Annotated in this window: 12 protein-coding genes; 5 read left to right on the forward strand and 7 right to left on the reverse strand. The window is 69.6% G+C overall.

Annotation, left to right across the window (positions count from 1 at the left end):
* Window positions 1-33 precede the first annotated feature (33 nt).
* Complete coding sequence (thiL, locus tag INQ40_RS02300) at window positions 34-1,017, forward strand: thiamine-phosphate kinase (protein ID WP_194341496.1); 984 nt, start codon at window positions 34-36, stop codon at window positions 1,015-1,017.
* Between the two features lie 33 nt (window positions 1,018-1,050).
* Here the strand turns inward: thiL and INQ40_RS02305 are convergent, their stop codons facing one another.
* The 3 genes from INQ40_RS02305 to yedA form a co-directional block, all read right to left on the reverse strand.
* Window positions 1,051-1,536, reverse strand: a complete 486-nt coding sequence (locus INQ40_RS02305) for an asparaginase domain-containing protein (RefSeq protein ID WP_193985896.1) — start codon at window positions 1,534-1,536, stop codon at window positions 1,051-1,053.
* Window positions 1,537-1,655: 119 nt separating this feature from the next.
* Window positions 1,656-2,906, reverse strand: coding sequence for an MFS transporter (locus INQ40_RS02310; RefSeq protein WP_228076673.1), 1,251 nt, complete (start codon window positions 2,904-2,906; stop codon window positions 1,656-1,658).
* Window positions 2,907-2,979: 73 nt separating this feature from the next.
* Window positions 2,980-3,906: a drug/metabolite exporter YedA gene (gene yedA, locus INQ40_RS02315; protein WP_194341499.1), complete on the reverse strand. Its 927-nt coding sequence runs from the start codon at window positions 3,904-3,906 to the stop codon at window positions 2,980-2,982.
* 306 nt (window positions 3,907-4,212) lie between these two features.
* Here yedA and INQ40_RS02320 point away from each other — a divergent pair, with 306 nt between their 5' ends.
* Together INQ40_RS02320 and INQ40_RS02325 are read left to right on the forward strand one after the other, a co-directional pair.
* Complete coding sequence (locus INQ40_RS02320; RefSeq protein WP_194341500.1) at window positions 4,213-5,256, forward strand: NADP-dependent oxidoreductase; 1,044 nt, start codon at window positions 4,213-4,215, stop codon at window positions 5,254-5,256.
* 106 nt (window positions 5,257-5,362) lie between these two features.
* Complete coding sequence (locus INQ40_RS02325; RefSeq protein WP_194341502.1) at window positions 5,363-6,967, forward strand: M20/M25/M40 family metallo-hydrolase; 1,605 nt, start codon at window positions 5,363-5,365, stop codon at window positions 6,965-6,967.
* Between the two features lie 45 nt (window positions 6,968-7,012).
* Here INQ40_RS02325 and INQ40_RS02330 read toward each other — a convergent pair whose 3' ends face one another.
* Window positions 7,013-7,381 (reverse strand): DUF2069 domain-containing protein, encoded by a 369-nt coding sequence (locus INQ40_RS02330; protein WP_228482091.1) that lies wholly within the window; start codon window positions 7,379-7,381, stop codon window positions 7,013-7,015.
* Window positions 7,378-7,968, reverse strand: a complete 591-nt coding sequence (gene wrbA, locus INQ40_RS02335; protein WP_194341504.1) for an NAD(P)H:quinone oxidoreductase — start codon at window positions 7,966-7,968, stop codon at window positions 7,378-7,380. The genes INQ40_RS02330 and wrbA overlap by 4 nt, the downstream gene beginning before the upstream one ends.
* A 102-nt stretch (window positions 7,969-8,070) precedes the next feature.
* Between wrbA and INQ40_RS02340 the strand changes: the two genes are divergently transcribed.
* Together INQ40_RS02340 and INQ40_RS02345 are read left to right on the forward strand one after the other, a co-directional pair.
* Window positions 8,071-9,339, forward strand: a complete 1,269-nt coding sequence (locus INQ40_RS02340; RefSeq protein WP_194341506.1) for a YihY family inner membrane protein — start codon at window positions 8,071-8,073, stop codon at window positions 9,337-9,339.
* Window positions 9,339-9,971, forward strand: coding sequence for a TlpA disulfide reductase family protein (locus tag INQ40_RS02345; RefSeq protein ID WP_194341508.1), 633 nt, complete (start codon window positions 9,339-9,341; stop codon window positions 9,969-9,971). The genes INQ40_RS02340 and INQ40_RS02345 overlap by 1 nt, the downstream gene beginning before the upstream one ends.
* 9 nt (window positions 9,972-9,980) lie before the next feature.
* On the opposite strand, the gene INQ40_RS02350 is transcribed toward INQ40_RS02345, so the two are convergent.
* Window positions 9,981-11,687, reverse strand: a complete 1,707-nt coding sequence (locus tag INQ40_RS02350) for a tetratricopeptide repeat protein (RefSeq protein WP_194341510.1) — start codon at window positions 11,685-11,687, stop codon at window positions 9,981-9,983.
* 5 nt (window positions 11,688-11,692) lie between these two features.
* Window positions 11,693-12,778, reverse strand: a complete 1,086-nt coding sequence (gene prfA / locus INQ40_RS02355; protein ID WP_194341512.1) for a peptide chain release factor 1 — start codon at window positions 12,776-12,778, stop codon at window positions 11,693-11,695.
* Window positions 12,779-12,797: the final 19 nt, after the last annotated feature.

Here is a 12,797-nt window from a genome sequence, read left to right on the forward strand (position 1 = left end):
GTCAGGCCGTCCGCATCGGAACGAGGAGGGCGCATGGCCGAATTCGACCTGATTGAGCGGATCCGCTCGCGCGTGGGCTCCCGCGCGGACGTGGTGCTGGGCATCGGTGACGACGCGGCGGTGGTGCGGGTGCCGGCGGACCGCGAGCTGGTCATCTGTACCGACACCCTGAATGCCGGCGTGCATTTTCCGCTGGACACCGCGCCCTTCGATATCGGCTGGAAGGCGCTGGCGGTGAACCTCTCCGATCTCGCCGCCATGGGCGCGCAACCCGCCTGGTGCACGCTGTCACTGTCGATGCCCGGCGATGATCCAGCCTGGCTGGACAGCTTCCTGGACGGTTTCCTGGCGCTTGCCGGGCAACACGGCATCGCGCTGATTGGCGGCGACACGACCCGCGGACCGTTGTCGATCGGCGTGACGGCGCATGGGTTGGTGGAGCCGGGCCGCGCCCTGCAGCGTGGGGGCGCGCAGATGGGGGACGACATCTGGGTCAGCGGCACCCTCGGCGATGCTGCGGCCGCGCTTGTGCTGATGGGCAAAGCCGATGCCGGTGCGATTGCAGGCGGGGACACGAACGCCAGTCCCCTGGCCGAGCTGCGCGAGCGTCTCGACCGGCCGCAGCCGCGCGTGGCCGTCGGCCTGGCCCTCGTCGCGGTCGCCCACGCAGCGATCGATCTCTCCGATGGGCTGTGGTCCGATCTGGGCCACGTGTGCAGTGCAAGCGGGCTGGGCGCACTGGTCGAGGTGGACGCGCTGCCTGCTTCGGCCAGCCTTTCACAGGGATTTGCCGCCGACGACCGGCGCACGCTGCAGGCGTCTGGCGGAGACGACTACGAGCTGTGTTTCACTGCCCCCCCGAGTGCGCGCGCGCAGGTGGAGGCGCTGAAGCTGCAGAGCGGTACTGCGCTGACCCGCATCGGCCGCATGGTCGCAGGCACCCAGGTGGCCGGCGTCGACGCCGACGATGCTCCCTGGGAGCCCGAACGCACGGGTTGGGTGCATTTCTCCGACTGAGGCGCCGCGGCCGATGCGGCCTCGCTCAAACGCTCAGAGCGGCTCGAACCGGTTGGCGTCGACGTTCTTGCGCACGTGCGCGGGATCCCAGATGCGGCCGTTCATGGCGATGTGCACGCCCCCCGGCAGCGACTGCACCGCGCCCACGGCAGTGCCGATGTTGAACACCGCATCGGAGCCGTGGAAGCGCGCCGGGTTGAGGGCGCCGGTCAACACAATCGTCTTGCCCTCGATGCCGGCCAGGACCTTGGCCGTTTCCACCATCGAATCGGTGCCGTGGGTCACCAGCACGTGGCGGAGGTCCTGCGCGGCGATGGTCGCGCGGATCAGCTCGCGGTCGCCGTCGTCCAGGTGCAGGGAATCCTTGCGCAGGATCGGAATGACCCGGTAGCGGAAAGCCACGCCCAGCTCCTCCAGGATGCGGCCGATCTGCGGCTCGCCGATCTGGTAGTCCGACTTGTCATCGAAGTAGATCTTGTCGATGGTGCCGCCGGTGGTGACGATGCAGAGCTGGTCCATGGAGCGTCCGGGCTGGAGGGGACCGCCAATTATAGGCGCGTCCAGCCGCACTCCCGACCGGCCGCTTTCGGCCGGCGGCCGGCATTAAACCGGATCCACGCGCCGCGCCGGTCAGGACGTCAGGCTTCGACCTCGTCGCTGTCGGTTTCCGGCAGCAGTTCCAGCGCCGATGGGGTGGTGCGCAGCATCGCGTGGAACTGGGCCGGTTCGCCGCGGTCGCGCTGGCGCAGCAGGCGGCGTCCGCCCACCACCACCGCCAGCAACAGCAGGGTGACAACGAAGAACGCCGGCAGTGCCTGCGGTCCCAGACGAGCCATCAGGGTGCCGGCAATCGCCGGCCCGATCGCCGAGCCGATGCCGTTGAGCAGCAGCAGGCTGCTGCAGCCGGCCAGCACATGCTCGTTGGGGAGGTGGTCCAGCAGGTGCGCCACGCAGACCGGATAGACCGCAAACAACAAGCCGCCAAACACGAAGAACAGGCTCAGCAATACCCAGGTGTTCGCCCCCGCGCTGATCATGATCAGGCCGGCGAGGACGGCGGCGAGCGCGCAGATGAAGACCAGCGCCGTACGGCGATCGCCGCGGTCGGAGAGCCGGCCGATGGGCAGCTGCAACAGGGCGCCGCCCAGGATCGTCACGCTGACCAGCGCCGACACGCCGGCCAGGTCCAAGCCGATGCCGGTGGCGTACACCGCCGACATGCCCCAGAACGCGCCGAGCGCCAGCCCACCCAGCAACGCGCCGGTGCTTGCCGCCGGCGCCAGGCGGTACAACTGCGGCAACCGCAGGTGCACGCTGGCGGGGGTGTCGGGCTGGACCATGCGGCTGGACGTCACCGGCAGCGCCGCCAGGCAGATCAGGATCGCGACCAGGCTGAAGGGAATGAACAGCAGCGGCGAAAACACCCCGAGCAGCCATTGCCCGGCCGCCAGCGCGAACAGGTTGATGGCCATGTAAAGGGCGAATATCCGGCTGCGCTGTTCGGCCGCGGCCGACGCGTTGAGCCAGCTCTCGATGACCGTGTACAGGCCGACCAGCGCCACCCCGCTGAGGAGCCGCAGCGCGGCCCAGGTCCAGGGTTCGACGAAGATCGGATGCAGCAGCACCACGGTGGCGCACAGACAGGCGTAGAACGCGAACGAGCGGACGTGGCCGATGCGGCGGATCAGCTTGGGCGCAGCGAACGTGCCCAGGAAGAAACCGCCGAAATAGGCCGACATGATCAGGCCGATGACCTGGTCGTCCCAGCCCTCCAGTCCGCCGCGCACGGCGACCAGCGTACTGAGCAGGCCGCTTCCGGCCAGCAGCAGGGCAACGCCGATCAACAGCGACAGCAGGGGGCGTACGGCGGCAATCACGGACTGGCGCAACCCGGACTCGGATGGCCGCTCACGCTAGCACAAGCCCCCGGCCGTCCGGTCCGCTCGGGGCGCCTGCGGCACCTCAGGCGGGCCTGCGCTGGCGGGAGAGGGTGATCACCGCCACGCCAACGAGGATGATCGCCATGCCGGCCAGATCGAACGGGCCCACTGTCTCGCCCACCAGCAGCACGCCCAGCAGGACGGCCACCGGCGGATTGACGTAGGCGTAACTGGTCGCCACCGCCGGCCGCGCATGCTTGAGGACATACAGATAGGCGCTGAAGGCGAGGATCGAGCCGAACACCGCCAGGTAGGCCAGGGCCAGCGTGGCCTTCAGGCTCGGGTTGGCCGGCAGGGTCTCGCCGCTGGCGAAGCCGACCGCCAGCAGGGCGACGCTGGCGCACAGCATCTGCGCCGCGGTGTTCATCGGCCCGGCCGGCATGTCCTGGCGCCGGCTCCACACCGAGCCGAATGCCCAGCACGCCGCGGCGGTCAGCAGGGCGAGGGCGCCAATGGCTTCGCCCGACAGGCCACTGCCGGTGTTGAGCACGACCACGCCGGTGAAGCCGACCAGCAGACCGACCGCTTCCCGGCGCGTCGGCCACTGCCCGTAGATAGTCCCGAACGCTGCCGCAAACAGCGGCATGCTGGACACCGCGACCGCCGCGATTCCCGAGCTCACCCGCTCTTCGGCAAAGCAGACCAGGCCGTTGCCGAAGCCCAGCAGCAACACGCCGGTAATCGCCGCGTTCCGCCACTGCAGGCGGGTGGGCAGGGCATGGCCACGCCAGCGCAGGAATCCGAACAGGAGTACCCCCGCGGCGGTGAAGCGCAGTCCGGCCAGCAGGAACGGCGGATAGCTCTCCAGCGCGTAGCGGATGCCCAGATAGGTGGATCCCCAGACCACGTACAGGGTCAGCAGGGCGAGTGGAATCAGTACCCGGGGATCTCCGGGGCCGGTCGGGGCGGGCACCGGCGTAGTAGCGTGCAGGGCGGGACGCTCGGGCATGGAAGGCGGGCCGTCAGTGGGGGCGGGATTATGCGCCCGGAGCGCAGGCTTCACGAGTGCCGCAGGGCACGCCGGCTTGGCCGCACCGGCTGTAAACGCCGCTGTAAACGCCGCTTGGACGCGCCGCTGGACACGCCCCGCTGGGCACGCGCCCCGGTCGGCCCGCAACGGCAATCACCGTCGGCACGCAACCGCCCATCACGGCCGGCGCGGTCGCCGGGCGGTATCGTCGGGCCAAAACCGTCACAGCCAACTGCCGCAGCGGCGGACCCGCGCCTGCCGCGCGAGTCTCAAGAGGAGCATCCCATGAGCACCCCCACCAGCAACCGCCAGATCACCCTGGCGTCCCGCCCCGTCGGCGCGCCGGTCGCCGCCAACTTCAAGACGATCGAGACTCCAGTCCCCGAACCGGGCGAGGGTCAAGTCCTGCTGCGCAACATCTACCTGTCGCTGGATCCGTACATGCGCGGCCGCATGAGCGACGCCCCGTCCTATGCCGCCCCGGTCGGGATCGGCGAGGTCATGGGTGCCGGCACCGTGGCGCGGGTGCAGCAGTCCAACCATCCCGAATACGCCCTGGGCGACCTGGTGCTGGCACAGGGCGGCTGGCAGGACTACGCAGCGGTCGATGCCAAGGCGGTCAACCGGCTCGATCCGGACATGCAGCAACCCTCCCTCGCACTGGGGGTGCTGGGCATGCCCGGCTTCACCGCCTACATGGGCCTGCTCGACATCGGCCAGCCAAAGGCCGGCGAGACCGTGGTGGTCGCTGCCGCCAGCGGCGCGGTCGGTTCGGTCGTCGGCCAGATCGCCAAGCTCAAGGGCTGCCGTGTCGTCGGCATCGCCGGTGGGCCGGAAAAGTGCCGCTACGTGATCGACGAGCTGGGCTTTGACGACTGCATCGACCACCGCGCGGACGAGTTTCCGAAGCTGCTGAAGGCTGCCTGCGGCGACGGCATCGATGTCTATTTCGAAAACGTCGGCGGAGCGGTGTTCGATGCGGTACTGCCGCTGCTCAACGCCAAGGCGCGCATCCCGCTGTGCGGACTGATCGCGCACTACAACGACACCGAGTTGCCGCCCGGGCCGGACCGCCTCGGCCTGCTGACCCGCACCCTGCTCAGCAAGCGCATCAGGATGCAGGGCTTCATCATCTTTGATGACTACGGCGACCGCTACGGCGAGTTCCTCGCCGAGATGGGCGAGTGGGTCCGCGAGGGCAAGATCAAGTTCCGCGAGGACATCGTCGACGGTCTCGGGAATGCCCCCAAGGCTTTCATCGGCATGCTGGAAGGCGACAACTTCGGCAAGCTGGTCGTGCGCATCGCGCCGGACCAGGCGCCGGCTTGAGCCCTTCGCGGATCGCCGCCGCACCTGCATGACTATCGGCCGGCGAAGACCCGCCGGCCACTCCCTAGACTCGGGTCCTCGATATCGATCCGCACAAGGGGATGAAGTGATCAAGCGTTGCTTGTTGGTGCTGTGCCTGGGGATGAGCGGTGTCGCCATTGCCCAGGAGCCGGTCGACCTGGACATGGTCGGCAAGATCCGTCAGGAGGCGTTCCATCGCTCGCAGGTGATGGCGACCTTCAGCCACCTGACCGAGTCGATCGGGCCGCGCCTGACCAACTCCCCGCAGATGGCGGAGGCGAATGCCTGGACCCGCCGCCAGATGACCGACTGGGGCCTGGCCAACGTCCACGACGAGGCATTCGACGACTTCGGCCGCGGCTGGGAGTTCAGCGACGCCAGCGTGCAGATGCTCAGCCCGCGCGTCGCGCCCCTGCACGCACTGCCCAAGGCGTGGACGCCGGGCACCAACGGACCGGTGGAAGGCGAGGTGATGCTGGTCACCATCAAGAAGACCGAAGACCTGGAGAAGTACAAGGGCAAGCTGAAAGGCAAGATTCTGCTGCTGAGCGAGGCGCGCGAGTACAAGCCCGGCGAGAAGCCCACGTTCCACCGCCACGACGATGCGGGCCTGGGCGAGTTGCAGGCGTTCGAGATCCCCAAGGACAAGGGCCGGGACAAGGACGACAGCCGCGTCGAGCGGGTCAGGAAATACACCGAGCGGGTAGCGCTGACCAAGGCGACCAACGAGTTTTTCGTCGCTGAAGGTGTCCTGGCCACGCTGAGCATCAGCGGCTGGGACAACGGCATCATCCGCGTCGGCGGCGGTGGCTCGCGCAAGGCGGACGAGTCGGTCGGCGTGCCCGAGCTGGCGATGGTGGCCGAGCATTACAACCCGCTGGTGCGCGCGGTCGAGGCAGACCGCCCGGTCAAGTTGCGGATCAACGTCGCCGCACGCTTTACCGACGAGACCGACCAGCCCGGCCACAACACCATCGCCGAGATTCCGGGCCGTGGCCGCAAGGCGGGCGAGATCGTCATGCTCGGCGCGCACATGGACTCCTGGCACACCGGTACCGGCGCGGCCGACAACGCCGCCGGCGTGGCGGTGATGATGGAGGCGATGCGCATCCTCAAGGCCGTGGGCGCCCAACCGGACCGCACCATCCGCGTCGGCCTGTGGAGCGGCGAGGAGCAGGGGCTGATCGGCTCACGCGCCTACGTCGAGCGTCATCTGGCGTCCTATCCGGAGCCGACCGACCCGGCGCAGAAGGCCCTGCCCGGCTCGCTGCGTGACCCGACCGGTCCGCTGCAGAAGAAGCGCGACTACGGGCGCTTCTCCGCCTACTTCAACATGGACAACGGCTCGGGCCGCTTCCGCGGTATCTACGCGCAGGAGAACCTCGCCGCGGTGCCGATCTTCGAGGCCTGGCTGGTCCCTTTCCATGATGTTGGCGCGACCACCGTGTCCACGCGCAATACCGGCAGCACCGACCACATCGCGTTCGACGCGGTGGGGCTGCCCGGCTTCCAGTTCATCCAGGACCGGCTGGACTACTTCAGCAACGTCCACCACAGCCACCTGGACACCTGGGACCACATTCAGCCCGAGGACCTGAAGCAGGCTGCGGCGATCGTGGCGTCCTTTGCCTGGCACGCGGCGACGCGCGACGAACCGCTGCCGCGCAAGCCGTTGCTGGAAAACGATTGAACCAACCATCTGCCCGGGGCCCGCATCCATCGCGGGTCCCGGCGCTCAGCCGCGCTTGCGGCCGCCGAAGCGGCCCCTCAGCCCTGGCAGGTTGGCGGCAAAGATGATCACCAGCGCCAGCGCGGTTTCCAGCAGCGCGAAGGCCAGTTCCGGTGGCCGGGTCCAGGCGACCATGATCCCGTGGCTGAACCACGCCAGCGCCAGCACCGAGCCCCAGTAGCCGGCCGTGCGCGCGCCGGCCAGCCTGGCCACGCCCAGCAGCAGCGGCGGGGCGGCGAACACCAGCAGCGCCACGATGTCGCGGGTCGGCCAATCCCGCGCCGGCCAGAACCAGGCGCAGAACAGAACTCCCAGCGCGAGCAGGGCGGCAGCGAGCGTCCAGTCCGTGGCCGTCCGCATTGCCTGCCGGCTCACGCCAGCTTCCCGGCGATCGTCGCCATCCGGCGGCCCAGCGCGCGGGCCAGATGCGCCTCGTCCTCGCTCGGTCGCGGATCGTCCGCCGCGCCGGCGACGTGGCTGGCGCCGTACGGCGTGCCGCCGGTGCGCGTCGTGCTCAGGCGCGGCTCGGTGAACGGGATGCCGACGATCACGCAGCCGTGGTGGAGCAGCGGCACCATCATCGTCAGCAGGGTCGACTCCTGGCCGCCGTGCATGGTCGATGAGGAGGTGAAAACCGCCGCCGGCTTGTCCACCAGCAAGCCGCTGGCCCACTGCGCGCCCAGGCCGTCGAACCAGTGCTTCATCGGCGCGGCCATGTTGCCGAACCGGGTCGGGCTGCCGACGACGAGGCCGACGCACTCTTCCAGGTCGCGCGCCTCCACGTACGGCGCACCGTCCTCCGGCACGGGAGGCGCGGCCGTGGTGGTCACCGCCGCCACCGGCGGCACGCAGCGCAGGCGCGCGGTCATGCCCTCCACCTCGCCGATGCCGCGGGCGATCTGCCGGGCGAGCTGCGCCACTGCGCCGTTGCGGCTGTAGTACAGCACCAGGATGTCGGCCATCGTGTTGTCGGATCCCCGAAGTGGAAGCCGCCAAGGATAGAGGATGCGGCCGACCCGTCGGCTGCCGGCGTGATCCGTCCCGCGTGGGTTAACCTCCACACGATGGAGCCACTGGACTCGATCAACCACTGGGGCGAGCGCATGCGTGACCGCGCGCGGGTACGCGCGTTCCTGCGTTTCCTTGGCCGGCGGGTGCTCGACGACGACCTTTTCCAGGCCGCCGGCGCGCTGTCCTACACCACCGTGTTCGCCCTGGTGCCGCTGTCGATGGTGGTGTTCGGCGTGCTGTCCGCCTTCCCGGTATTCGCGGTCTGGACCGAGCGCCTGAGCGACTACATCTTCTCCAACTTCGTCCCCTCCGCGGCGCGCTCGGTGGAGGAATACCTGCTGCAGTTTTCCGGCAATTCCGGGCAGTTGACCAGCGCCGGCATCGTGGTGCTGGTGGTGTCACTGCTGATCACGCTCAATGGGGTGGAAACCGCGTTCAACCGCATCTGGCGGGTCAAGGCGGCGCGACCGCAGTTCAGCCGGTTCCTGGTCTATTGGACCGTGCTGACCCTGGGCGCGATCCTGGCCGCTGCCAGCTTGGCGATGTCGGCGCGGATCTTCGCCCTGGCGGTGTTCGAGACCAGCGCCGGGCACATCCTGCAGAACATGATGCTGCGCTTTGCGCCGATGTCGCTGGAGTTGCTCGCCTTCGCGGCGATCTACCGCGTGGTGCCGCACCGTACGGTGCAGTGGCGCCACGCGTTGGCTGGCGGCCTGCTGGCGACCTGCGCGTTCGAGCTGGTGCGCTGGGGGCTGGGCGTCTACCTGGGCACCTTCACCAGTTACTCGCGCATCTACGGGACGCTGGCTTTCGTGCCGATCTTCATGATGTGGATTTTCCTCAGCTGGGTGGCGGTGCTGATGGGCGCCTCGCTGGCGTCCTCGATGGCCGCCTTCCGCTACCAGCCGGTGGCGATGCGCCTGCCCGAGGGCTACGAGATGTACGGGCTGCTGCGTTTGCTGGGCCGGTTCAACGAGGCGCGCGAGCACGGCCGCGGCCTGCACATCGACGACATCCTCACGATGGAGCCGATCATGACCGACGCATTGGCCCAGGAAACGCTGGAGCAATTGCGCGAGATCCACGTCGTCCATCGCGCCGAGGACGGCCAGTGGCTGCTGTCGCGGGATCTGGACGCGCTTTCGCTGGGAGAGCTCTACGAGGCCTGCCAGCTGCGCATTCCCATCGCCGAGGCACGCATACCGTGCAGCGACGATCCGCTGGGCCGCTCCGCCGTGGCCGCGCTGGACGAGCTGCGTCTGCCCCTGCGCGAGATGCTCAAGCGTCGCGTGTCGACCATCCATGCCGAGGAGACTTCCTGATGCGTATCGCTGCTGCTGCCACCGTGCTGGCCGTACTTTTGCTGGGCTGCCAGCCTGCCGATCATGACGCCGCGGCGGACCGGTCCGTCGGGACGCCGGCCGCAGGCGACGGACAAGCCGATGCGTCGCTCGCCCCGGCCGCGGGCGAAGCGGAGAAAATCGCTCCGGGCGGGAGCGAGAAAGACCTGCGTCCAACGCTGGTGGTCAGCACTCTGGACGGCAGCCAATACGACCTCTCCGCACACCGCGGCAAATGGGTCCTGGTGAACTTCTGGGCGACCTGGTGCACCCCGTGCCTGAAGGAGATGCCGGAGCTGTCGGCGCTGGCGGCGATGCGCGAGGACATCGAGGTGGTCGGGCTGGCCTACGAGGACATCGAGCCGGCCGAGATGAAAGCCTTCCTGCTCAAGCACCCGGTGACCTACCCGATCGCGATCCTCGACACCGCCAATCCGCCGGCGGATTTCGACGAACCGCGCGGGCTGCCGATGACCTGGCTGATCGCGCCCGACGGGCGGGTCGAGCGCAAGATGATGGGCCCGGTCACCGCCGCGGAGATCGAGGAGATGATTGCCGCGGCAACGGGCGGTTCGACGAATGTCGCGCCCAATGGGCGCGCCGGCGCTGGCTGAGCGGGCGCGCTAACCCGTGCCGTGCTGCTTGGCCATCGCCAGCACGGCAGCAACGAAGTCGTCTGCGAACCCGTCCATATCGAACAGGCCGGCCGTCCCGCGTCGCTGCGCCAGCTCGCCGCGCACCGCCTGCAGCAAAGCCGGATCGCGGCCCAGCTCGATCGCGCGCTGGATGAATTCCTCATCGCTGGCGACATTCATCTGCGGCATTCCCAGATGGTGATTCAGGCTGCCGGCGACGCGGGCGGCGAAGGTGTCCCCGGGCCGGGTCAGCACCGGGCAGCCGGCCCACAGCGCGTCCGAGGCGGTGGTGTGGGCGTTGTAGGGATTGGTGTCCAGGAACAGGTCGGCATGCTGGAGCCGCGCCAGGTAGCGCTCGTGCGGCTGCTTGGGCATGAACACCAGGCGTGACGGCTCAATGCCCGCCGCCGCTGCGGCATCGCGCAGGCGGTCGTCCGCGCGACCCGGGCCGGACAGCAGCCACAGCACGCTGCCGGGCACGCCGGCCAGCACCGCCACCGCACGCTGCATGCTCGCCGGATTCAGCTTGTAGCTGTTGTTGAAGCAGCAGAACACCACGGCTTTGCCCGAATCCGGCAGCCCGCATTCCGCACGTTCCGGCGGCGCCGCCAGCACCCGGCTGGTGTCGGACGGCTGGAAACAGCGCGGCAGGTAGTGCACCCGTTCGCTGAACCCTTGCGCCAACGAGGGCGGCAGGACAAAGCGATCGGCGAGGACGACGTCGATCCACGGTGCACCCGAGGTTCCCGGGTAGGCGAGCCAGTTGACCTGCAGCGGCGCCGGGCGCATCGCCAGCACTTCCGGCCGCCCACCGCCGCCCCAGCCGCGCAGGTCGAACAGCACATCGATGCCCGCAGCGCGGATTGCCGCGGCCACCACCGCGTGGCTGCGGCCGGCGACGTCGTGCAGCCGGGTCGCCGCCTGCAGGCGCCGGCGGATCGGGCTGCCGTCGTCCGCGTTCAACGCAAACAGGTGCACGTCGATGGCCTGCTGCGAAGCCAGCGCCTCGAACAGCGCCACGGTCAGCAGGCCGGTCGGATGGGCGCCGAACCCGTTGGACAGGAAGCCCACCAGCAGCGGCGGTTCGCCATCTTCAGCGCGCGGCGCCGGTAGCGGCAGCGGTCGTGCGGCGCGCGCAATGCCCGCGGCGCGCAGCCGGGCGCAGGCAAGCTGCTCGGCCGCCGTGCTGTCCTCGCTGAGGAAGGCGAATGGCTCCACGGCGGCCTGGCCGCGACGGACCGCCGCGCGCACCTGCGATGCCAGGGCATCCAGCTCGCGCCAGTCGCACAGCTTGCGCCGCCAGGCCAGCAGGTAGGCGGCCAGTTGCGGCTCGTCCGGCGCGAGCCGGTGCGCGCGCGCGTACTGGTCGGCCGCCTGCTCGGGCTGGCCGATGTCTTCCAGCACATGGGCCAGCCACACGGCGATGCCCGGATGGCTGGGCGCACGGTCGGCGGCGGTGCCCAGGCTTTCGGCGGCTTCCTGGTGACGCCCCTGCATCCACTGCGCCCGGCCGAGCCGGGCGAGCGCCTCGGGATGCCCGGGCAGCAGCGCCAGCGCGCGCCGGCTGGCGGTCTCGCCGGCAGCCGCATCGCCCGCGTCCAGTTCGGCCTCGGCGAGCAGGATCCAGGCCAGCGGGCTGCCCGGCTCACGCGTCACCGCCAGACGGGCTTCACTGCGCGGGTCGACCGGCCGCACGGCCGTCAGGTGCCCTTGGTCAGGCGCGCGAGCTCGTCGGCCTGGTGTTCCTGTTGCAGCCGCTCGACGAGCGCGTCCAGGTCGCCGGTGAGCACGTTGGGCAGGTCGTACAGGGTCAGGCCTTCGACCCGGTGGTCGGTGATGCGCCCCTGCGAGTAGTTGTAGGTGCGGATGCGCTGGCTGCGATCGCCGCTGCCGACCTGCAGCTTGCGGTCCTCGGCGATGGCCGCCGCGGCCTTGTTGGCCTGCTCCTCGGCCAGGGTCGCGCGCAGGCGCTTCATCGCCGTGTCGCGGTTGGCGTGCTGGCTGCGCTCGGTCTGGCTCTCGACCACGATGCCGCTGGGCAGGTGGGTGATGCGGATCGCCGAATCGGTCTTGTTGACGTGCTGGCCGCCGGCGCCGGAGGAGCGGAAGGTGTCCACCCGCAGGTCGGCCGGGTTGATCTCGATCGGCTCGCCTTCCGGCTCCACCGCGATGATGGCGACGGTAGCCGCCGACGTGTGCACGCGGCCCTGGGATTCGGTCTCCGGCACGCGCTGCACGCGGTGGGTGCCCGACTCGAACTTCAGTTTGGAGTACGCGCCGCGCCCCTCGACGCGCGCGATCAGCTCCTTGTAGCCGCCGTGCTCGCCTTCGTTGGCCGATTCGACCTCGACCCGCCAGCCCTGCCGTTCGGCGTAGCGCGAATACATGCGGAACAGGTCGCCGGCGAAAATCGCCGCCTCGTCGCCGCCGGTGCCGGCGCGGACCTCCAGGTACAGGTCGCCCTCGTCGCGTGGATCACGCGGGACCAGGTGCGCGAGCAGTTCGATGTCCAGCTGGCGCAGGCGCTCGCTGGCCGCGGTGATTTCCTCCTCGGCCAGTTCCGACAGCTCCGGGTCGCCGCGCATCGCCAGCGCCGTCTCCAGGTCGGCCTGGGCAGCGGCCTCGTCGGCCAGCGCGGTCGCCACCGGCCCCAGCTGGGAGAACTCGCGCGAGAGCTGGCGGAAGCGCTGGTTGTCGCCGATGACGTCCGGATCGGCGAGCAGGCGCTCCAGTTCTTCCCGGCGTTCGGCGAGGGCTTCGAGCTTGCGGCGCAGGCTGGGGGTCATCGGTCGTTCTCGGGTCCAG

Source organism: Lysobacter sp. H21R4, assembly GCF_015277535.1.
Lineage (GTDB): Bacteria > Pseudomonadota > Gammaproteobacteria > Xanthomonadales > Xanthomonadaceae > Novilysobacter > Novilysobacter ciconiae.

What these genes read in the sequence shown, in the direction of transcription:
- INQ40_RS02340 (WP_194341506.1), top strand. Translation starts at nt 8,071, where the DNA reads ATGGAGCCACTGGACTCGATCAACCACTGGGGCGAGCGCATGCGTGAC.
- INQ40_RS02320 (WP_194341500.1), top strand. Translation starts at nt 4,213, where the DNA reads ATGAGCACCCCCACCAGCAACCGCCAGATCACCCTGGCGTCCCGCCCC.
- INQ40_RS02305 (WP_193985896.1), bottom strand. Translation starts at nt 1,536, where the DNA reads ATGGACCAGCTCTGCATCGTCACCACCGGCGGCACCATCGACAAGATC.
- wrbA (WP_194341504.1), bottom strand. Translation starts at nt 7,968, where the DNA reads ATGGCCGACATCCTGGTGCTGTACTACAGCCGCAACGGCGCAGTGGCG.
- INQ40_RS02345 (WP_194341508.1), top strand. Translation starts at nt 9,339, where the DNA reads ATGCGTATCGCTGCTGCTGCCACCGTGCTGGCCGTACTTTTGCTGGGC.
- thiL (WP_194341496.1), top strand. Translation starts at nt 34, where the DNA reads ATGGCCGAATTCGACCTGATTGAGCGGATCCGCTCGCGCGTGGGCTCC.
- prfA (WP_194341512.1), bottom strand. Translation starts at nt 12,778, where the DNA reads ATGACCCCCAGCCTGCGCCGCAAGCTCGAAGCCCTCGCCGAACGCCGG.
- yedA (WP_194341499.1), bottom strand. Translation starts at nt 3,906, where the DNA reads ATGCCCGAGCGTCCCGCCCTGCACGCTACTACGCCGGTGCCCGCCCCG.